Below are 20,401 nucleotides of genomic sequence, written 5' to 3' on the forward strand. Positions count from 1 at the left end.
GGCACACTGCCGATCCGTACTGGGTAACCCGATGAACGCAGCATCCCCCACCGAACTTCCCGTCGCCTCGCTGGCGCTGTGCAGCGAAGAGGAAGTGACCCGCCTGGTCCACGATTTCTATGCGCGGGTGCGCGAGGAGGAGCGGCTGGGGCCGGTGTTCAACGGCCATGTCCATGACTGGCCCTCGCACCTGGACCAGCTGGTCGATTTCTGGTCGGCCATGCTGCGCGGTACCCGCCGCTTCAGTGGTTCGCCGATGTCCAAGCACATGGCCATCGACCTGGACAAGGATCTGTTCGACCGCTGGCTGGTGCTGTTCCACAGGACCACGGCCGAGTGCGGCAACCCGCCGATGCAGGCGCTGGCCGACGACGTGGCCAAGCGCATCGCCGAGACCTTCTGGCGCCGCTACCAGATGCTGCGCTGGCCGCAGGTGGGCCTGCCGGTGCTGGGTGCTCGCGGCCAGGATTGATCAAGGTCAAGGCGGGGACGCCGCGCCGGCGCGATGCTGGCGCCATGGACACGTTCTCTCCCGCTGCTGGTGGCCTTGCCTGGACCTTCGACCCTGATCTGCTGCGCCGGCATGACCGGCCGGGGCCGCGCTACACCTCCTATCCGACCGCGCCGCATTTCCACGATGGCTTCGACGCGCCGGCCCTGCGCCAGGCGATCGCCGACAGCAACCAGACGGCGCGCGCGCTGTCGCTGTACGTGCACGTGCCGTTCTGTTCCAGCCCGTGCTTCTACTGCGGCTGCAACCGGGTGATCACCCGCGATCGCGGCCGTGGCCACAGCTACGTTGCGCGGGTGCTGGCCGAGGCGGACCTGCTGGCACCGCAGTTCGATGACGGGCGCGAAGTAATCCAGCTGCACCTGGGTGGCGGCACGCCCAATTTCCTCGATGCCGAGGCCATGACCACGCTGGTGGAAGGGCTGCGTCGGCGTTTTGATTTCAGTGACTCGTCACAGCGCGATTTCTCCATCGAGCTGGATCCGCGTTTCATCGATGCCGGTGACGTCGCGATGCTGGCGCGCCTGGGCTTCAATCGCGCCAGCCTCGGCGTGCAGGATTTCGACCCGCAGGTGCAGGAATCGATCAACCGCGTGCAGGGCGTGCGGCAGACGCTGGACATCCTGCGGGCCTGCCGTGACAGCGGCATGCGCTCGGTCAACGTCGACCTGATCTACGGCCTGCCCGGGCAGAGCCTGGAAGGCTTCGGGCGCACCCTGGAGCTGGTGCTGGCGCTGCGTCCGGATCGCCTGGCGGTGTACGGCTACGCGCATCTGCCGCACCTGTTCCGCGCACAGCGGCAGATCGACGAGAGCCGGCTGCCTTCACCGGAAGACAAGCTGGCCCTGCTTGGGCTGGCGGTCGAACGCCTCTCCGCAGCGGGCTACCAGTACATTGGCATGGACCACTTCGCGCTGCCCGAGGAGGACCTGTCGCGCGCGCAGCGTGCCGGTCAGCTGCACCGCAATTTCATGGGCTACACCACCCACGCCGACACCGATCTGCTTGGCCTGGGGGTCAGTGCCATCAGCCACGTGGGCGCGACCTACAGCCAGAACCCGCGTGATCTGCCGTCATGGGAAGCCGCGGTGGACCAGGGCCAGCTGCCGGTCTGGCGCGGCGTCGCGCTCAGCGAGGACGACCAGCTGCGCGCCGAGCTGATCCAGCAGCTGATGTGCCAGGGCGAGGTGGATGGCCATGCGTTGGCCCAGCGCCATGGCGTGCGCTTCGAGGAGTACTTCGCGCAGGATCTGCAGGCCGTACAGCGGCTGCAGCGCGATGGCCTGGCCGAGTACAGCGATGGGGTGGTGCGCACCAGTGAGCCGGGGAGGCCGCTGCTGCGGCTGCTGGCGATGTGCTTCGATCCGTATCTGCGCGTTGCGCAGGAACAGCCGCGGTATTCGCGGGCGATCTGAGGCGTGTTGCGCGTGGTGCCCGGAGCCGGAATCATAAGACCTTGTGGCGCAAGGCTTCACAGGGAGTCTGGGGAAATTTTGGGCAGCGTGCTTGAGGGCCGCCAAAGAGGAAAGCACGGCCTTATCGGCCGCTCCTGCGCTCATCATCCGCCCATCGGAGGAGCTCGGACCTCTTCCACTTTCATTACCGATCTGAAGCGGGGCAGGGAAGCTGGGGCGGCAGGCGACTCTCCAGGAACCCTCGCCGATTGGGCTTTCCCTCCGCTGTGATTAGGCCCAGTACGACCGAACAGGAGTCGGCATTGAGCCAACGGTCGCCCTCAATGAGCGCAGCAAGAGTGGCGAGCGTGGTTTCATGATCTGCCATCTGCAGCCTCCGATCTTCCCCCTAGCGTTTCCTTCCATTTGGGGTAGAAGTACAGCCCACGCGCCACGCGGATGCCTTCTTAACAGTCCCATCCGTCGTAGCTGCCAAATGTCCCGGTGTACGGCCGCGCTTGAACCCGAACCAGCGCCCATCGCTGTCCATCGCCCGGTAGTTGTAGCCGTCCGGGGCCTCGGCCCAGCTGGGCGCCGGTGGGTTCGGGATGTTGGCCCGATGCCGTGCGCGCGCTCGGCCGCACGGATCGCCCAGGCCCCGTGAATCTCTGGTGTCCAGTCGTCCCGCATATCCGGCAGAAACTCCGTGACAGTAGTGGCCGGCAGCGGCACGCGCTGCAGTACCGCGAGAGTCTGCGCCGCCCGTTCGAGCAACTCGGCGCTGATCCGGTCGGTGGTCGTGCCACCAGGCCGGCGGAGGGGGGCAGCTGCGGACCGCACTTCAGCGATCAGCTGCAGCGTCATTGCGCACCTCCCTCACGTGGCTGGCGTATTCCATCCAGAGCAGCGTATCGACCAGCTCTTGGACGCTTGAAGCAAACGATTCGCCCGGCATAGCGAGTCGCAGATCGTCCGGCCAATGGTGGCCGCTCCCATCAGAGGCGCTCTCCGCCTCCTTGGCCTTCTGGACCTGAACCAGTGCGTGGAGGCCGGGCGATGCGGAGTGGCACGACTGCGGCTGCGATGCAGGCGACTAGCACCCACCCGACTCGAAGCAGCGTAGATGCCTGCGGCCGTGACTCGTGGTCGTAACTGGCTCGATTGCGATGGCAGTTGGATTTCATGCCGGAAGCATCGGTTGCTGATGGCGGAGGCACGCTAGCCGCGCGCGCTGGCACTTGATGCTAGGCGCGAACAGGCCGTCGCCGATCCATCCCAGGGTGTCGCCGGACAGTCGCGTAATCCCGAAGCCCCTGCACTGGGGGAAGGTGCGCTCTCTGGCCGGCAGTGTGCTCAGTTGACCGTGGAAGGTCACGATGAAGCGCGCCAGCTTGCGCGCGTCTCGGTAGCTGCTGCGCCAGGATTGCTTTGCTGTTTCCATCTGTGGCTCCCCTCGGCCGGTGAGTCCGGCCTGATGGGTGCAGATCAAGGATTGCTAATATCGTTTTTAATAGAAACTGCTAATTGAGCTAGTCTATTTTTCTCAACCAATTCAAGAGTTCGCTCGAGTCTCAAGCTTTAGGCCTTGACCAGCCTCCTGTCATCACTCACGGATCCGTTCATGAGACGTGCGTCGCGCTTTGCTTGCTGAGAAATACCCCTCTAAGATCGGAACCGCAGCGCTGTGGCGTTGCAAGGGGGGACCCCACTTTCTCGCAAAGGAGCATGCATGAAGTTGGTCATATCTGGGGCACTGCTGTTGGCTTTAGTGGTAAGCGCGCCAACAAAAGCGCAGCAGCAGCCCGTGCAGACGGGATTGGGCGAATGCGTAGATTTCATGATCTATGGTTCGTCTACATTGACAAACTAGGTGAATACCGCCCCCTACACCTTTCAGTACTCGAACGCTTCATGGATTGATAAGGATAATAAGGTCGTTTACGTGATGAACTACACCTGTTCTCCTGACAATCTTCACGGCCTATACGGAGCCGTGGGCCAGGTCTCCCATGAGATGGGGCATGCCTTTTTTGATGCGCCAGCATCCTTGGCAGGGCCCAGGGATGCATTCGTCAAGCGCATGTGCACGGACGAGGGGCGTGCTGTCCTGAATAATTGGACAGCCCGATCAGAGATCTTAGATACATCAGAGGGGATGGCAGAAATTCCACTTATCGCTTCGAATGCACCACAGCTACAGGCACTCATATTGGCCGGCGGCGAGAAGCTTGACGAAAGGGTTGGAAGCAGCTTCTGCGACAACAACACCAATTCATTGACAGGCGAAAACTATCGCACCTTCTACGGGAGATGGTACGACGAGAACGTGGGCGTACAATCCCTTTATGGCACGGAGGTCTGAACTATGAAGACCAAATTTTTCGCCGCCATGTCGGCATTAGTGATACTTCATGTGGCGCCTTTGCACGTGCGAGCGGCAGGCACGGATTTATCCGTTCCTAAAGCCTCAAAACCGGCTTCTCGTGAAGACCAAAAAGCTTTGTGGAAAAAGGTGGAACAACTCTCATTTGCCGCCGTGGCGGGTGCGGACAGTGTCAAGCGTGCTGTTGCGCTGGAGCACGGCCGTCTGCCTAGCGGAGAAGTATCTGAGCTGGCTATCGGTGATCGACTCACTGGCACAAATGTTGCGCTACAGCTCGATCCTGCAGGAAAGCTGGAAGAGCTTTCATTTGACCTTCGCGGAGGCTGCGTCTCGACGCGAACTCTTCTGTCGCAGTATCCCAATCTGCTGGTTCTTCAGGTTCCGCATGACCCGCGGGCCAATTCGCTTGTCGGCACCACCATTGGAGGTGCACTGGCCACATTTAGAATGGCACCAGGACCAGGACCTTGCGCGATCGGTGTGACTGTCCAGACCGTTGAAATGGCCAAGGCGCAGCTTCTGCTGCGCTGAGGTAGAACGCGCCGCCGGGAGTTGCACGCCGGCGGCGCCTAACGCAAGCAATTTGCGTAATTGAAGCCAGACGCCTTACGCGATCTGGCGCGCGCTGTACTGAGCCCAAACGCTGCGATCAGGTCAGCCTCGTCGTTGGGCGACACGCGTCGCGCTCGGCCTTTAGGTTGCTGGCGCCAACGCACATCCGACATGGGGTTTTGCTTAATCCACTTCCATTCCCGGCGCGCAGTCTCGAATACGGACCGCATCAGGTTCATTTCGCGCGCGCCTGTACCCGGCTTCACCTGCTTCAGCCTTCCATCTCGCTACGCAATGATGTCCGCACTGTCGATTGCCGCGATGCGCCGGTCCAGAAGCGGTAGAGATCTTTCCCAAGCCGCGATGCGAACAGACTCCCATCGTTCGCCGGCTCGCTTGGGTGCCTCTTCCTTGACGTAGCGCTGCATGGCTTCGCGCAGCGACTTATCAGGAAGCATACCTCCCCGCAACTCGGCCTCGCGGTCAAGAGCCCACTTCGCAGCCTCCTGCTTCGTGTACTTGATAGTGGAGTCGCGAACGCCGGCTACATACACCTGGACGCGCCACTTGTTCTCTGATCTCTGGATGCTGGCCATGGCCGCATCATATGGGGAATTTCTGGGGAGAGTGGCCGGGCAAGCCCGGGTAAATCGTGGTGATGTAGGAAATCAAGATCAACTTAAGTGACTGATTTCGTGTCGGATTGGGGTGAATCGTGGCGAACGCGTTGGCTCCACAAAACCTGCGATGGTGCCCGGAGCCGGAATCGAACCGGCATGGGGTTGCCCCCGGCGGATTTTAAGTCCGATGCGTCTACCAGTTTCGCCATCCGGGCCTGCAGCGCGCGCCGATTGTAACGGAATCGCTGCCCGCGCCGGCGGATAACGCGGCTTTTACGCAGCTGGCTGCGGCGCTGGTTACAGTCCGCCCACTCTCCCGGGAATGGCGACATGCACGGACGTGGCAGGCAGTGGGTGAAGTGTGGGCTGGTGCTGGCCGCGTGGCTGGCCGCAGGGGCCGTGTCGGCGCAGCCGGCACCACCGCCCGCAGGGCCTGACGCGGTGGTCGATCTGGACACCGTGCAGGTCACCGGTGAACAGCCAGGTCCCGGCCTGTGGAAAGTGACCGGGCCGCAGGGCCATGTCCTGTGGATCCTCGGTACGGTATCGCCGCTGCCGGCGCGCGTGGAATGGCGGTCGGATGAAGTCGAACGCACCATCGCCAGCGTCGACCACGTGCTGGGCGACCCTGGCTTCGGGCTGGACGCGAAGATCGGCTTCTTCAAGGGCCTGACCCTGCTGCCGCTGGCGAAGAAGACCGCGCGTGATCCGCAGGGGCGCACACTGGACCAGCTGCTGCCCGCACCAACCTATGCGCGCTGGCTGGGCCTCAAGCAGACCTACCTCGGCAACGACCGCAGCGTGGAAAAGGAGCGTCCGCTGGTGGCCTCCGGCCGGTTGTATCAGGCCTTCCTCAAGCGCAATAGCCTGCGCGACAGCAAGCAGGTCAAGGACGCACTGAAGCGCGTCTACAAGGCCCATGACCTGCAGCCGGAAGACGTGCAGGTGAAGCTGAAGATCGACGACATGCGTGGCGCGCTGAAGGAACTGCAGGCCTCGGAAGTGGATGACCGCGCGTGCTTCGAGCGCACGCTCGACACGGTGGAGTTCCAGGCGCCGGTGCTGCGCGAGCGCGCCAATGCCTGGGCGCTGGGTGATGTCGCCGCGTTGAAGCGCCTGTCCTCCTCGACGATGGCGCAGAGCTGCCGCGAAATGCTGCAGGACTCGGAGTTCGTGCGCCGCCGTGGCTGGAGCAACCTGCCGCAGCAGGTCCGCGCGCGGTGGTTGCAGGCGGCCGATGCCGCGCTGGCCAGACATGCCGGCACGTTTGCCACGGTGCCGGTCAGCCAGCTGCTGGGCGAAGGCTATCTGGAAGAACTGACGCAGCGCGGCTACGTGATCGAGGCGCCGCCGGAATAGCGAGCGCTTGAAGTCCCCGAGCTTCCTGTCATATTTCCCTGTATCAGGGGAAGGGGAGTGGTGGAGATGGCGTTGCATGCGTTTGCCTATGTCAGTACGGCCAGGGAAGGGCTGGACGTGCCCGATCTCGATGCGCTGCTGGCCGACGCGACCACCTTCAACCGCATGGCCGGTGTCACCGGTGTGCTGATGTTCGATGGCACCCGCTTCCTGCAGTACATCGAAGGGCCGCGCGATGGCGTGGCGTCGGTGCATGCGCGCATCCTCAATGCGCGCCGTCATGGCAGCGTCAGCGAGCTGGCTGCGGGCGCCCTGCAGTCGCGCTGGTTCCCGCGCTGGACCATGGCCAACCGCATGATCGATGCGGCTACGCTGGACAGCATCGTGGCCGCGCCGTGGCCGGGCTTCGACAACGCGCTGCCGTCGAGCAGCCACGGTTTTGCGTTGCTGCTGGAGGCCTGGACCGGCGGCCACGGTGAACTGGAACCGGCCGCGGTCAGCCTGGGCTCCTGAGCCCGGCGTGGCCTGTCGCCGCCGGGGCGGTTAACCTTGCGGGCATGCTTGCCTTCACCGCGGACACCCGGATGACCCAGACCCTGTCGCTGCCCACGGGGCATCGCCCATGAGCGCGCCCATCGGCGCCGCGCAGCAACCGCTGCCGGCCGTGATCGGGCTGGGCTACGTCGGCCTGCCGCTCGCGGTGGCGTTCGGCCGTCACGTTCCCACGCTGGGCTACGACATCGACGCGGCACGTATCGCCGAACTGGGCGGCGGCCAGGATCACACCCTGGAGATGGAGCCGGAGGAGCTGGCCGCGGCCGTGCAGCTGCGCTACAGCAGCGACCCTGCACAGCTGGATGCCTGCAACGTCTACATCGTCACCGTGCCCACGCCGATCGATGCGTACGAGCAGCCGGACCTGGACCCACTGCGCTCGGCCACGCGCCTGGTGGCCAGCCATCTGCGCGCCGGCGACCTGGTCATCTACGAGTCCACGGTCTACCCGGGTACCACCGAGGAAGTGTGCGTGCCGCTGCTGGAAGAGGGCTCGGGACTGCGCTTCAACGAGGATTTCTACTGCGGCTACAGCCCCGAACGGGTCAGCCCGGGGGATCGCCAGCGGCGCCTGGCCGATATCCGCAAGATCACCTCCGGATCGACCCCGGCGGTGGCGGCGGTGGTCGACGGCCTGTACCAGCGCATCATCGCCGCCGGCACCTTCCCGGCACCGTCGATGCGCGTGGCCGAAGCGGCCAAGGTGGTGGAGAACATCCAGCGTGACGTCAACATCGCGCTGGTCAACGAGCTGGCGCTGATCTTCGACCGGCTCGGCATCGACACCCAGGATGTGCTGGACGCTGCCGGCAGCAAGTGGAATTTCCTGCCGTTCCGGCCCGGCCTGGTCGGCGGCCATTGCATTGGCGTGGATCCCTACTACCTGCTGCACAAATCCGAGAGCGTGGGGTTCCACCCGGACCTGATCCACACCGCGCGGCAGGTCAACAACCGTGTCGGCGAACACGTCGCCACCCGCGTGCTGGCGATGCTGGCCGAGCGCGGTCGTGCGGCAGCGCAGTCGCGCATCCTGGTGCTGGGCGTGACCTTCAAGGAAGACTGCCCCGACCTGCGCAACAGCCGCGCGCTGGAACTGGCCCAACGTCTGCAGTCGGCCGGCGCACAGGTGCAGGTGAGCGACCCGTGGGTGGGGCCGGCCGCGCTAGCCGATGCCAACGTGCACTGGGTGGCCGAGCCGCAGGCCGGGCAGTACGACGCGGTGGTGCTGGCAGTGGCCCATGCCAGCTTCAAGGCGCTGGATGAAGACCGCATCCGTGCCCTGCTGGCGCCGGGCGGGCTGGTCTACGACGTGAAGTCGGCCTGGCCGCGCAGCGTGGTCGACGACCGCCTGTAGACACCTGCACGGTAGACTGTGGCGGTTGCAACCGAGGAACGCCATGCACCGGTATATCGTCTACCTGCTCGCCATCCTGCTGTTTCCCCTGTGCCTGTGGTTGGCCACGATCTGGCCGGCCTGGTACTGGGGCGTCGGCCTGACCGCTGCGATGGTGGCACTGGGCACCTGGGACCTGCTGCAGAAACGCAGCACCCTGCGCCGCAACTATCCGGTGATGGCGCACTTCCGCTACGGGCTGGAGTCCATCGGCCCGGAAATCCGCCAGTACTTCGTGCAGAGCGACCTGGAGGACGTGCCGTTCTCGCGCCAGCAGCGTGCGCTGATCTACCAGCGCGCCAAGAACGAGATGGACACGGTGCCCTTCGGTACCCTGCGCAGCACCTACGCGGTGGACTACGAGTGGATCAACCATTCGCTGGCACCGACCACCATCGCCGCGCATGATTTCCGCGTGCTGATCGGCCCCACCTGCGCCAAGCCCTATTCGGCCAGCGTGTTCAACATCTCGGCGATGAGCTTCGGCTCGCTGTCGGCCAACGCGATCCGCGCATTGAATGACGGCGCGCGTCGCGGCGGTTTCTACCACGACACTGGCGAGGGCTCGATTTCGCCGTATCACCGCGAGATGGGCGGCGACCTGGTCTGGGAAATCGGCTCGGGCTACTTTGGCTGCCGCGACGAGAAGGGCGGTTTCAGCGAGGAGCGCTTCATCGCCAACGCCACCCACGATCAGGTCAAGATGATCGAGATCAAGCTGTCACAGGGTGCCAAGCCGGGCCACGGTGGCGTGCTGCCGGCGCCGAAGGTGACTGCCGAGATCTCGGCCACCCGCGGCGTGCCGATGGGCGTGGACTGCGTGTCGCCCTCGCGCCATTCCGCGTTCTCCACGCCGGTGGAACTGCTGCAGTTCGTCGCCCGCCTGCGTGAGCTGTCCGGTGGCAAGCCGGTCGGCTTCAAGCTGGCCATCGGCCACCCGTGGGAATGGTTCGGCATTGCCAAGGCCATGCAGGAAACCGGCCTGCTGCCCGATTTCATCGTGGTCGATGGCGCCGAAGGTGGTACCGGCGCGGCGCCGGCCGAGTTCGTCGACCATGTGGGCGTGCCGATGCACGAGGCGCTGCTGCTGGTGCACAACACCCTGGTCGGCCTGGACCTGCGCGAGCGCATCCGCATCGGTGCAGCCGGCAAGATCACCAGCGCCTTCGAGATCGCCCGCACCATCGCGCTCGGCGCGGACTGGTGCAACGCCGGCCGCGGTTTCATGTTCGCGCTCGGCTGCATCCAGTCGCTGAGCTGCCATACCGACAAGTGCCCGACCGGCATCGCCACCCAGAACCCGGCGCGCTGGAAGCATCTGGACGCACCGGACAAGGCCACGCGCGTGCACAGTTACCACGAGCACACCCTGCATGCGCTGAAGGAACTGCTGTGCGCGGCCGGTCTGAACGACCCGGCCGAGCTGGGGCCCGAGCACATCCTGCGTCGTGTTTCGCCGGTCGAGATCCGTTCGCTGGCCTCGCTGTACCGCTACCTGGAGCCGGGCGAGCTGCTGCACAAGGTGCCGGACCATGCGGTGTTCCATTCGTTCTGGGCAGAAGCGCGCAGCGATTCGTTCCAGCCGCCGCCGCGCATCCAGGCGTTGCGCGCGAGCAAATCGCGGTAACCCTGGTGTAGAGTCGAGCCACGCTCGACTGCTTTTCGATCTACAAGAGCAGTCGAGCAAGCTCGACTCTACGGGGAGGCATCATGCAGTTCAGGACCGGCACGACCGATGACGTGGCCACGTTGTGGGCCCTGCGCACGCGCTGCGTACGCGAAACCTGCAGCAGCCATTACCCGCCCGAGGTGATCGCGCCGTGGTCGGCCTCGCCGCCACCGGCACAGTACGAACGCCTCTTGGCGCAGGGCGGTTGCGTGGTGGCCGAGGACGGGCAGGGCGCCCTGCTGGGCTTTGGTGTGTTCGATGCCGCCGGCAACGAGGTCGATGCGCTGTTCGTCGATCCTGACAAGGGCGGGCAGGGCATCGGCCAGGCCCTGATGCAGCGCCTGCTGGCACTGGCCGATCCGGCGCGTGAGGTGGTGTTGTCGGCCTCGCTCAATGCCGTGCCGTTCTACCAGCGGCAGGGTTTCATCGCAGGAGCGGAGGAGGCCTACCCGCACCCCAGTGGCGTGGCCCTGGCCTCGGTGCGCATGCACCGCAACGTGTAGAGCCGAGCCCACGCTCGGCTGCTGTTGATTGCAGCCGAGCATGGGCTCGGCCCTACAAAGCCCGGGTCAGCGTCCCGCCAGCCACGCGATGACACCCTCGGCCGCCCGCAGCCCGCTCGCATAGCACGCGGTCAGCAGGTAGCCGCCGGTCGGCGCTTCCCAGTCCAGCATCTCGCCGGCGCAGAACACGCCGGGCAGGGCGCGCACCATCAGGCCGTCATCCAGCGCCTGCAGGCGCACGCCACCGGCGGTGCTGATCACTTCGGCCATCGGCCGCGGGCGCAGCAGGCGCAGCGGCAGGCGCTTGAGCGTCGCGACCACGGCGCTCAGGTCGTTGCCGGCGTCCTTGCCCAGGATCTCGAACACCAGCGCGGTCTTCACCGCATCCAGTCCGGCCTGGCGGCGCAGGTGTTCGCCAAAGCTGCGGCCCTTGCGCGGGCGCGACAGGTCGGCGAGCAGGCGCGCTTCATCGCGGCCCGGCACCAGGTCCAGCCACAGGGTGGCGTGGCCATCGCGGTTGAGGGTCTCGCGCAGATCGGCGGCCAGCGCGTAGACCAGGCTGCCTTCGATGCCGTACTCGCTGGCCACGCATTCGCCCTGCAGCGAGTGCGGCTGGCCCTGCAGGTCGATCCAGTGCGCGACCACCGGCTTCAGCGGTGCGCCGGCGTTGCGCTGTGCGAAGAACGGGGTCCAGTCCACGTCGAAGCCGCAGTTGGCTGATTGCAGCGGAGCGACGTCCACGCCGCGCGCCTGCAGCGGCGCGACCCAGGCGCCATCACTGCCCAGCTGCGGCCAGCTGCCGCCGCCGAGGGCCAGCAAGGTGGCATCAGCCTGCACCTCAACCAGGCCGTCTTCGGTGCTGAAGCACAGCGCACCGTCCTCGTTCCAGCCGGTCCAGCGATGGTTGGCATGCAGGCGCACGCCCTGTTCCTTCAGGCGGCGCACCCAGCCACGCAGCAGCGGCGCCGCCTTGCGGTCGACCGGGAACACGCGGCCGGAGCTGCCCACATAGGTCTCCACGCCGAAGCCGGCGGCCCATTCGCGCAGCGCCTGGGCGTCGAAGCCATCCAGCCACTGGCCGACGGCATCGGCCTGTTCGCGGTAGCGGCTGTCGAACAGCGGGCGCGGGTCGGAATGGGTCAGGTTGAGCCCACCCTTGCCGGCGATCAGGAACTTGCGGCCGGGCGAGCCCTTGGCCTCGTACAGGTCCACGTCCAGACCGGCCGCGCGCAGGCGCTCGGCGGCGAACAGGCCGGCCGGTCCGCCGCCGATGACGGCGACCCGGCGCGGTGCAGCGGCATTACGGTTTGACATCGAGCAGCTCGACATCGAACACCAGCGAGGAACCGGCCGGGATCGGGCCGATGCCGCGGTCGCCATAGCCATAGGCCGGCGGGATCATCAGGGTGCGCTTGCCGCCCACCTTCATGCCGGCCACGCCCTCATCCCAGCCACGGATGACCTGGCCGGCGCCGAGCGTGAAGGTGAAGGGTTCGCCGCGGCCGACCGAGCTGTCGAAGGTCTTGCCGTGCTTGCTTTCGGTGCGCTGGTCGTAGATCCAGCCGGTGTAGTGCACGGAGACCTTCTGGCCGGGGACGGCTTCGGCGCCGGTGCCGACCTGGGTGTCGATGCGCTCGAAGGTGGTCAGGGTGCCACCCGGGGGCGGGCCGGCCGGTTCGCGGGCACAGCCGGCGGCGACAAGGGACAGCAGCAGGGGTAGCAGCAGGCGGCGCATCGGGCGTCTCCGGGATGGGTGGTGTCGGGGGCGGCAAGGGTAGCGCATCGGTGCCGGGTATCATGGTCGCATGGCCAAACTCCTGCTCAATCTCCGCAATGTCGGTGACGACGAATACGCCGATGTCTGCACGCTGCTGGACCAGCATGGCATCGCCTGGTACCGCACCGAACCCAGCCCGTGGGGCATTTCCAACGGCGGCCTGTGGCTGAGCGAGGATGCCGACCAGCCGCGGGCGAAGGCGCTGATGGCCGAGTACCAGGCGGCGCGCGGGGTGCGCGTGCGTGCCGAGCGCGAGCAGGCGCTGCGCGAGGGCACGGCCGAGACGTTCGGCAGCCTGCTGCGGCGGCGGCCGGTGTTCGTGGTGCTGGTGCTGCTGGGGATGGTGGTGGCGGCGGCGCTGGTGCTGCTGCCGTTCGTGCTGTTGCGGGGCTGAGCCCCGCGGTAGTGCCGGCCGCTGGCCGGCAAGGGGTCGGATCCCTCCGCTGCGCGGAGGGCTCTGACCCCTGAATCTGCCTGTGCGGGCGCGAGGCGCTAAAATGGCGGGATGATCGCCAATACCGCCGCCTACCACTTCGCCGTCATCGACGCCCCCCAGGTCCTGTGCGACCAGCTGCTGGCGCGTGCCGAGGCCGCGGAGCTGCGTGGAACGATCCTGGTGGCGGGCGAGGGCCTGAACCTGTTCCTGGCCGGTGCACCGGCGGCGATCGAGGGTTTCTACGCCGCCCTGCATGCCGATGCGCGTTTTGCCGACATGCGGGTCAAGACCAGCTTCAGCGAGCACCAGCCGTTCGCGCGCCTGAAGGCCAAGGTCAAGGGCGAGATCATCAGCTTCCGCCGCGATGACGGCCAGCCGCTGGAGTACCCGCGCGCGCCGGCCGTGGACCCGGCCACCGTGCAGCGCTGGCTGCGCCAGGGCCACGACGATGCCGGCAAGCCGGTGGTGATGCTCGACACGCGCAACCTGCAGGAAGTGGAGTACGGCACGTTCAAGGACGCGCTGGTGCTGCCCATCCACAAGTTCACCGACCTGCCCGAGGCCCTGGCGCCGCACCGCGAGGCGCTGAAGGACAGCACCGTGGTCAGCTTCTGCACCGGTGGCATCCGCTGCGAGAAGGCGGCGCTATGGATGGTCAACGACGGCATGGACAACGTGCTGCAGCTCGACGGCGGCATCCTCGGTTACTTCGAGGAAGTGGGCGGCGAGGGCTACGAAGGCCGCTGTTTCGTGTTCGATGAGCGCGTGGCGCTGGATGCGGCGCTGCAGCCAATGGTCGACGAACCGCTGGCGGAGCCGCGCCCCAGCGCGTTCTGACCGCGCGTTGGTAGAGCCGGCCGCTGGCCGGCTGCCAGAGATCTCTGTCTGCCGGCCAGCGGCCGGCACTACCCAGCAGGCCCTGAACCCGCCCCGCAGGAATCAGCATCCTGCCACCGTCACTGGCCGTGGCCCCGTCCCGACCCCATGCAGGGGACATCTTGTGACGGAAATACGCCTGATGATCCCGTTGTCGATCCTCGACCTGGCCCCGGTCTGCGAGGGCAGCGATACCACTGCCGCCTTCGCCAACATGCTGGAACTGGCCCAGCACGCCGATGCGCTGGGCTACCGCCGCTACTGGCTGGCCGAACACCACAACATGCCCGGCATCGCCAGCGCGGCCACCGCCGTGCTGATCGGCCACGTGGCCGGCGGCACCCAGCGCATCCGCGTCGGCTCCGGCGGCATCATGTTGCCCAACCACGCGCCGCTGCAGGTGGCCGAGCAGTTCGGCACGCTGGCGTCGCTGTACCCCGACCGCATCGACCTCGGCCTGGGCCGCGCGCCCGGCACCGACCAGCCCACCGCGCGCGCGCTGCGCCGCTACTTCGACAGCGCCGACCAGTTCCCGCAGGACGTGCGCGAGCTGCTGCACTACTTCGAACCGGTGCAGCCTGGCCAGGCCGTGCAGGCCGTTCCCGGTGGTGGCCTGCGGGTGCCGACCTGGATCCTCGGTTCCAGCCTGTTCGGCGCGCGCATGGCCGCCTCGATGGGCCTGCCGTATGCGTTCGCCTCGCATTTCGCACCCGATTCGATGGATGAAGCGCTGGCGGTCTATCGCCGCGAATTCCGCCCCTCGGCCACGCTCAAGCAGCCGCACGCGATGCTCGCGCTGAATGTCGTCGCCAGTGACAGCGAAGCCGAATCGCGCCGGTTGTTCACCAGCCAGCAGCAGAGCTTCGTCAACCTGCGTCGCGGCCGCCCGGGCCGCATTCCGGCGCCGATCGACGACATCGAGACCTTCTGGGAACCGCACGAGAAGCTGGGCGTGGAGCGCGCGCTGGCCTGCACCGTGCTGGGGGATCCGCAGCAGGTGGCCGAGGGCATTGCCGCCTTCGTCGACCGCCACAAGCCCGACGAACTGATGCTGACCGCCAACCTGTACGACCACCGCGCGCGCCTGCGCTCGTTCGAGCTGGCCATGCAGGCCTGGCACGCCCGCCACGCGGGCTGAACATCGGCATCACGGCGCATTGCAGCCGCGCCGGGTCTGATGGGGGCTCCTGCAACCGGAGCCCCCACCATGGCCGATTCCCGCGCCGAACACATTGCCCAGCTGGCCGAACTGATCAAGGACGTGGAGGTGGCCATGTTCACCACCGTCGGCGTCGACGGCCGCCTGTACAGCCGCCCGTTGGGCACCCAGCAGGTCGCCTTCGATGGCGACCTCTGGTTCGCCACCGCTGCAGACAGCCCGAAGGTGGCGGAGATCGCGCTCAACCCGCGGGTCAACGTGGCCTATGCCTCGCCATCGAAGAACACGTACGTGTCGGTGGCCGGACGTGCGCGCATCGTCGATGACCGGGAGAAGATCGAGGAGCTGTGGTCGCCGCCGATGAAGCTGTTCTTCCCGGGTGGCAAGGATGATCCGAACCTGCGGCTGATCCACGTGCGCGCCGATTCGGCGGAGTACTGGGATGGCCCCGGCACGCTGCTGGGCAAGGCGCTGAGCTTCGTGCTGTCGGCGGTGCAGGACGAGCCGGCGCAGCTGGGCGACAACGGGTTCATTGACCTGCGGTGAGCAATTCCGCCGGGCATGGCCCGGCGCTACCGCTGCTTCATCCACGCATGGCGTGGATCTACTGCTTACGCATTGGTCCACGCCGCCCGAGCGATTTCCGCATGGGTCCATGTCGTGCGCGCGATCCAGTAGATCCACGCCATGCGTGGATGATCATGTCATCCGCAGAGGGTAGTGCCGGCCGCTGGCCGGCACCGTGGCAGCCGGCCAGCGGCCGACTCTACCAGCGCGTTGAAATGGATGCCGGTACTCAAAACCAGCGCTGGAAAAGCTCCACCGTATACCCCACCAGCTGCCCGGAACTGAAACCGAAGAAGGCGATCGCCACCAGCCCGGCAACCCAGTTGAACAGCATCAACGCGCCATCGCGCTCCAGCAGCGCCAGTGCGAACAACAGCAGCTGGAAGCCGAACAGGAAGTTGGTGAACGGGATCGGCAGCGACAGCAGCACGCCCAGCAGCACCAGCAGCAGGCCGGTGAACGCATGCGCCGGCAGCGGGATCAGCAGCTGCGGCATGCGCGGCGACAGCATCCGGTCCAACCGCCGCAGCGGGCGGTCGATGCGATCCAGGAAGCTGTGCATGGTGCCGCGCTTTGGCCCGCGGCGGGCAATGAAACCCGGCAGCCACGGCTTGCGCCGGCAGAACAGCATCTGCAGCCCGATCAACACCACCAGCGGCCCGCTGACCGCGCCGCCCATGCCCGGGATCGGGATGAAGGAGGGCAGGATGGCGACGAACAGGAATACGCCGAAAGCGCTCTGCTGCAGGTCCTTCAGGATCTGCCCGAGCGGCATGTGCTCGGCCGGGTCGCCCGAAGCGAACATCGCCAGCAGGGTACGGATGCCCTCGTTGCGGTAGACCGGGCGCTCCTCGCCCGATCCGTCGTGCGGCGCCTGGTTTGACTCAGGCGGTGAGCTCATCGGCCTGCTCGTCGGACAGGGTGCGCAGCAGCAGCTTGTCCACGCGTGCGCCGTCCAGGTCGACCACCTCGAAGCGCCAGCCGGCCCAATCGAAGTATTCGCCTGCATGCGGGATGCGGCCGAAGTAGTGGATGCACATGCCGGCCAGCGTGTAGTAGTCGCCGTCCTCGGCATCGGGCAGCTCGTTGCTGCCGATCAGTTCGCGAAGGTCCTCGATCTGCAGCGAACCATCCACCAGCAGCGAGCCGTCCTCGCGGGTCACCACCAGCGCGTCTTCGTCGGCGTTTTCCACCGCCTGCAGGCGGCCGACCACCGCGCCCATCAGGTCGCTGATGGTCACCAGGCCCTGGATCTCGCCGTACTCGTCCACCACCAGCGCCATCGACTGCTGTTCCTCGCGGAAGATCTCCAGCAGCTTCATCGCGTGGGTCGATTCGGAAACGTACAGCGGCTCGCGCAGGGTCTGGAACAGCGCGTTGTCGCCGCGTGCCATGCGCGTGGCCAGCGACTTCAGTTCCAGGATGCCGACCACGTCCATGTCGTTGTCGCGCAGCACCGGGTACCGCGAGAACTCGTGCTCGGCCATGATTTCGAGGTTGCGCTCCAGCCCGGCCTGGGTGTCGAGCCAGGCGATGCGGTTGCGCGGGGTCATCAGGCTGTCGGCGGTGCGGTCGCCCAGGCGCATTACACGGTTCATCATGTCGCGCTCGTGGGTGTCGATCACGCCGGCCTCGTGGCTCTCGGCCACCAGCATGCGGATCTCTTCTTCGGTCACCTGGGCAGCCTCGTCCTGGCCCAGGCCCATCACCTTCAGCATCAGCTGGGTGGTCTTGGACAGCAGCCAGACGAAGGGCAGGGCCAGCTTGGCCAGCCAGCTCATCGGCATGGCCACCAGGCCGGCGATGGCCTCGGACCGGGTCAGGGCCAGGCGCTTGGGCACCAGCTCGCCGAAGATCAGGGTGATGAAGGTGATCAGGCTGACGGCCAGCACCGTGCCGATCTTGCCGGCATAGGCAAAGCCGGGCATCAGCCCCTCGATCCAGCCGCCGAAGGCTTCGCCCAGTGCCTCACCGCCCAGATAGCCGGTCAGGACGCCGATGACGGTAATGCCGATCTGGACGGTGGACAGGAAGCTTTCAGGCTTCTCGGAGAGCTCCAGCGCCTTGGCTGCGCGCTTGGAGGTGGCCGCCATCTGCTTCAGGCGGCTCTTGCGCGAGGTCATGACCGACATCTCGGACATGGCAAAGAAGCCGTTCAGAAGAACAAGCGCGAAAACAATCAGGATCATTTCAAACACGGGCGTCGTCCCCGGTTGGTGGCAGGGAGGGCGGGTGCTTGCAGTGGCGGCAGGCGCTCAGGAACGGGGTCCGGCGCGGCGCAGGGGGGTAAGGGTCGTCGTCCATAAGGTGCGCCCGGGGGGCGCGCTGGCATCTTAGCAAAGGCCCACGGCAGGGTGGCAACTACCTGTTCAGGTTGGGGGTTTCCACCCCCTCTTGGGGGGCGGGGATACCCGGAATGGTCATCTAGCCGTCATAATTCGTCCTGGTGCCGTCCTTCCCGCGACGGCTGACAGGTTTCTCAATGTTCTCTCTGCAGACCATTTTCGGTTCCGGCAAACAGTTCTACACCCTGCTTGATGAGGCCGCCGTCGCGGCCAACGACGCCGCCAAGGCACTGCATTCGATGCTGCGCGAGGCCGACCGCCAGCCGGCGCTGGACGCCTTCAAGCTGGCCCGCCTGCGCGAGCGGGCGGCCTCGGACAAGATCAGCCAGGCGCTGGTGGACAGCTTCATGACCCCGATCGAGCGCGAGGACATCGAGGCGCTGGGTTCGGCCCTGTACAAGATTCCGAAGCAGATCGAGAAGTTCGCCGATCGCTATTCGCTGGCCACGACCCACCTGGAACACATCGACTTCGCGCCGCGCGCGGCGATGCTGGAACAGGCCGCCGGCGTGGTGGTGGAGATGGTGGCCGACCTACGCCACATGAACCTGGACCGCATGACCGCGCTGAACGAGAAGCTGCGCTCGCTGGAGAACGAGGCCGACCGCCTGATGCTCGAGCTGTACCGCGACATCTACTCGGGCCGCCTCGACAACCTGCAGATGTTCCTGCTGAAGGAATTCTTCGAGATCCTGGAAAAGGCCATCGACCGCTGCCGCGAGGCGGGCGTCGTGGCGTACCAGATCGTCTTGAAGAACAGCTGACGGACGCCGCCGCATGTTGACCCTTGTCCTGGTGGTGATCCTGGCCGCGCTCGTCTTCGAGTTCATCAACGGCTTCCACGACACTGCCAATTCCATTGCCACCGTGGTGGCGACCAAAGTGCTTTCGCCCGGCTGGGCGGTGATGCTGGCGGCGGGCATGAACCTGCTCGGCGCGCTGACCGGCACCGCAGTCGCACTCACCATCGCCTCGGGCCTGCTCAACACCAACGTCGTGGATGTCACCCCGCAGGTGATCCTCTGCGCGCTGCTGGGCGGCATCATCTGGAACCTGATCACCTGGTGGAAGGGCCTGCCGTCCTCCTCCTCGCACGCCCTGATCGGTGGCCTGTGTGGCGCCGGCCTGGCCGCGGCCCACAACAACTGGGACGCGCTGATCTGGTCCGAGCGCCTGGGCAGCTGGGCGCAGAACAAGGGCCTGCTGTGGAAGGTGTTCGTGCCGATGATCACCTCGCCGATCGCCGGCTTCCTGCTCGGCATCGTGGTGATGGTGCTGCTGTGGGCGATCATCGCCGGTCTGGCCAAGATCGGCGGCGCCATCGGCCGCCTGGCGCGCCCGCGCATCGTCAACGCCTTCTTCGGCAAGGCGCAGATCGCCTCGGCGGCCTATATGGGCTTCGCCCACGGCCACAACGACGCGCAGAAGACCATGGGCATCATCGCCATGACCCTGATCGGTGCCGAAGCGACCGGCGCGTTGAATGACCTGCCGTCGTGGCTGGCCTTCATGCACCCGGACGCGCACGCCGGTGACGGCATCGCCATGTGGATCGTGCTGACCTGCGCGGTGGTGATGGCTGCCGGTACCGCCTCGGGCGGCTGGAAGATCATCAAGACCCTGGGCCACAAGATGGTCAAGCTGCACCCGATCCACGGCTTCGCCGCGGAGACCAGCTCGGCCACGATCCTGACCCTGGCGGCCCACTTCGGCATGCCGGTCTCGACCACCCACAGCATCTCCACCGCCATCATGGGCGTGGGCTTCGCCAAGAACCCGCGCTCGCTGAGGTTCGGCGTGATCGAACGCATCGTCTGGGCCTGGATCCTGACCATCCCCGCCGCCGGCGGCTGTGCGTACCTGATCCTGAAGCTGTTCGAGCTGTTCGGCTGGACCTGATGCCAACGGCCCTGGGGTCAGAGCCCTTTTCCTGCGGGAAAGGGATCCGACCCCGGTAAACGAAAAAGCCCGCCGGATTCCGGCGGGCTTTTTTCATGGGAGAAACAATTTTTCTGTACCCATCGTGCCGACCAACGGTCGGCACCCACCAACAGCAGCAGGTTCCAACAGCAGCAGATTCCATCAGCAGCTGGTTCCAGCAGCCCGCGGGAAACTGTCGAAGGCGGGGTGGGTCCGGTTGCGGGGGTGTGAGCGGCATGGATGCCGCGACCAAGCCCCCATGGATGGGTTTACGGCGTCCCCCGCAACCGGACCCACCCCGCCAACCCAAGGAATCCCAGCTTCTGCAGTTGCAGCGGCAGTTGATCCAGCGGGTGCCGGGCCGCAGGCCCGGCCACCACCA

Annotated in this window: 21 protein-coding genes and 1 tRNA gene; 15 read left to right on the forward strand and 7 right to left on the reverse strand. The window is 66.2% G+C overall.

The window, feature by feature from the left end; genetic code table 11:
- Positions 1-31 precede the first annotated feature (31 nt).
- Positions 32-472, forward strand: a complete 441-nt coding sequence (locus tag C1925_RS08100) for a group III truncated hemoglobin (protein ID WP_108768440.1) — start codon at positions 32-34, stop codon at positions 470-472.
- A 44-nt stretch (positions 473-516) separates the two neighbouring features.
- A complete protein-coding gene (gene hemN, locus C1925_RS08105) occupies positions 517-1,926 on the forward strand; it encodes an oxygen-independent coproporphyrinogen III oxidase (protein WP_108770651.1) in 1,410 nt (469 codons plus the stop codon).
- A gap of 1,159 nt (positions 1,927-3,085) precedes the next feature.
- Here the strand turns inward: hemN and C1925_RS08115 are convergent.
- The gene (locus tag C1925_RS08115; RefSeq protein WP_108768441.1) at positions 3,086-3,346 is read right to left on the reverse strand and encodes a hypothetical protein; all 261 of its coding nucleotides are present in this window, start codon (positions 3,344-3,346) and stop codon (positions 3,086-3,088) included.
- 429 nt (positions 3,347-3,775) lie between these two features.
- Between C1925_RS08115 and C1925_RS08120 the strand changes: the two genes are divergently transcribed.
- Positions 3,776-4,267, forward strand: a complete 492-nt coding sequence (locus tag C1925_RS08120; RefSeq protein WP_254051409.1) for a hypothetical protein — start codon at positions 3,776-3,778, stop codon at positions 4,265-4,267.
- Positions 4,268-4,270: 3 nt separating this feature from the next.
- Entirely contained in the window at positions 4,271-4,819 is a 549-nt protein-coding gene (locus tag C1925_RS20925; RefSeq protein ID WP_159097499.1) for a hypothetical protein, read from the forward strand.
- A 308-nt stretch (positions 4,820-5,127) separates the two neighbouring features.
- On the opposite strand, the gene C1925_RS08125 is transcribed toward C1925_RS20925, so the two are convergent.
- Together C1925_RS08125 and C1925_RS08130 are read right to left on the reverse strand one after the other, a co-directional pair.
- Positions 5,128-5,436, reverse strand: coding sequence for a hypothetical protein (locus tag C1925_RS08125; RefSeq protein ID WP_108768442.1), 309 nt, complete (start codon positions 5,434-5,436; stop codon positions 5,128-5,130).
- Positions 5,437-5,588: 152 nt separating this feature from the next.
- A tRNA-Leu gene (locus C1925_RS08130) sits at positions 5,589-5,675 on the reverse strand.
- A 115-nt stretch (positions 5,676-5,790) separates the two neighbouring features.
- On the opposite strand from C1925_RS08130, the gene C1925_RS08135 reads away from it, so the two are divergent.
- The 5 genes from C1925_RS08135 (at position 5,791) to C1925_RS08155 (ending at position 10,939) form a co-directional block, all read left to right on the forward strand.
- Entirely contained in the window at positions 5,791-6,819 is a 1,029-nt protein-coding gene (locus C1925_RS08135) for a TraB/GumN family protein (protein ID WP_108768443.1), read from the forward strand.
- Between the two features lie 66 nt (positions 6,820-6,885).
- Complete coding sequence (locus C1925_RS08140) at positions 6,886-7,332, forward strand: BLUF domain-containing protein (protein ID WP_108768444.1); 447 nt, start codon at positions 6,886-6,888, stop codon at positions 7,330-7,332.
- A 109-nt stretch (positions 7,333-7,441) separates the two neighbouring features.
- Complete coding sequence (locus C1925_RS08145) at positions 7,442-8,728, forward strand: nucleotide sugar dehydrogenase (RefSeq protein WP_108768445.1); 1,287 nt, start codon at positions 7,442-7,444, stop codon at positions 8,726-8,728.
- 43 nt (positions 8,729-8,771) lie between these two features.
- Positions 8,772-10,394, forward strand: a complete 1,623-nt coding sequence (locus C1925_RS08150; RefSeq protein ID WP_108768446.1) for an FMN-binding glutamate synthase family protein — start codon at positions 8,772-8,774, stop codon at positions 10,392-10,394.
- A gap of 83 nt (positions 10,395-10,477) precedes the next feature.
- Positions 10,478-10,939 carry a GNAT family N-acetyltransferase gene (locus C1925_RS08155; protein ID WP_108768447.1) on the forward strand — a complete coding sequence of 154 codons (462 nt, stop codon included), beginning with the start codon at positions 10,478-10,480 and terminating at the stop codon, positions 10,937-10,939.
- Positions 10,940-11,005: 66 nt separating this feature from the next.
- On the opposite strand, the gene C1925_RS08160 is transcribed toward C1925_RS08155, so the two are convergent.
- Positions 11,006-12,253, reverse strand: coding sequence for a TIGR03862 family flavoprotein (locus tag C1925_RS08160; protein WP_108768448.1), 1,248 nt, complete (start codon positions 12,251-12,253; stop codon positions 11,006-11,008).
- Positions 12,240-12,674: an FKBP-type peptidyl-prolyl cis-trans isomerase gene (locus tag C1925_RS08165; RefSeq protein WP_108768449.1), complete on the reverse strand. Its 435-nt coding sequence runs from the start codon at positions 12,672-12,674 to the stop codon at positions 12,240-12,242. Before C1925_RS08165 ends, C1925_RS08160 begins: the two co-directional genes overlap by 14 nt.
- 70 nt (positions 12,675-12,744) lie before the next feature.
- On the opposite strand from C1925_RS08165, the gene C1925_RS08170 reads away from it, so the two are divergent.
- The 4 genes from C1925_RS08170 to C1925_RS08185 all read left to right on the forward strand — a co-directional run bounded on the left by C1925_RS08170 (position 12,745) and on the right by C1925_RS08185 (position 15,733).
- Positions 12,745-13,110 carry a DUF6164 family protein gene (locus C1925_RS08170; RefSeq protein WP_108768450.1) on the forward strand — a complete coding sequence of 122 codons (366 nt, stop codon included), beginning with the start codon at positions 12,745-12,747 and terminating at the stop codon, positions 13,108-13,110.
- A 111-nt stretch (positions 13,111-13,221) separates the two neighbouring features.
- A complete protein-coding gene (locus tag C1925_RS08175; protein WP_108768451.1) occupies positions 13,222-13,989 on the forward strand; it encodes a sulfurtransferase in 768 nt (255 codons plus the stop codon).
- Positions 13,990-14,170: 181 nt separating this feature from the next.
- Positions 14,171-15,166, forward strand: a complete 996-nt coding sequence (locus C1925_RS08180; protein ID WP_108768452.1) for an LLM class flavin-dependent oxidoreductase — start codon at positions 14,171-14,173, stop codon at positions 15,164-15,166.
- A gap of 69 nt (positions 15,167-15,235) precedes the next feature.
- Positions 15,236-15,733 (forward strand): pyridoxamine 5'-phosphate oxidase family protein, encoded by a 498-nt coding sequence (locus C1925_RS08185; RefSeq protein WP_108768453.1) that lies wholly within the window; start codon positions 15,236-15,238, stop codon positions 15,731-15,733.
- A 250-nt stretch (positions 15,734-15,983) separates the two neighbouring features.
- Here the strand turns inward: C1925_RS08185 and C1925_RS08190 are convergent, their stop codons facing one another.
- Positions 15,984-16,655, reverse strand: coding sequence for an exopolysaccharide biosynthesis protein (locus tag C1925_RS08190; RefSeq protein WP_108768454.1), 672 nt, complete (start codon positions 16,653-16,655; stop codon positions 15,984-15,986).
- Entirely contained in the window at positions 16,639-17,943 is a 1,305-nt protein-coding gene (locus C1925_RS08195; protein WP_108768455.1) for a hemolysin family protein, read from the reverse strand. Before C1925_RS08195 ends, C1925_RS08190 begins: the two co-directional genes overlap by 17 nt.
- A 293-nt stretch (positions 17,944-18,236) precedes the next feature.
- Here C1925_RS08195 and C1925_RS08200 point away from each other — a divergent pair, with 293 nt between their 5' ends.
- Positions 18,237-18,863 (forward strand): DUF47 family protein, encoded by a 627-nt coding sequence (locus C1925_RS08200; protein ID WP_079221423.1) that lies wholly within the window; start codon positions 18,237-18,239, stop codon positions 18,861-18,863.
- Between the two features lie 13 nt (positions 18,864-18,876).
- The gene (locus C1925_RS08205) at positions 18,877-19,998 is read left to right on the forward strand and encodes an inorganic phosphate transporter (RefSeq protein ID WP_108768456.1); all 1,122 of its coding nucleotides are present in this window, start codon (positions 18,877-18,879) and stop codon (positions 19,996-19,998) included.
- The last annotated feature ends 403 nt before the right edge of the window (positions 19,999-20,401 follow it).

Origin of the sequence: Stenotrophomonas sp. SAU14A_NAIMI4_5 (genome assembly GCF_003086795.1) — a bacterium.
Classification (GTDB): domain Bacteria; phylum Pseudomonadota; class Gammaproteobacteria; order Xanthomonadales; family Xanthomonadaceae; genus Stenotrophomonas.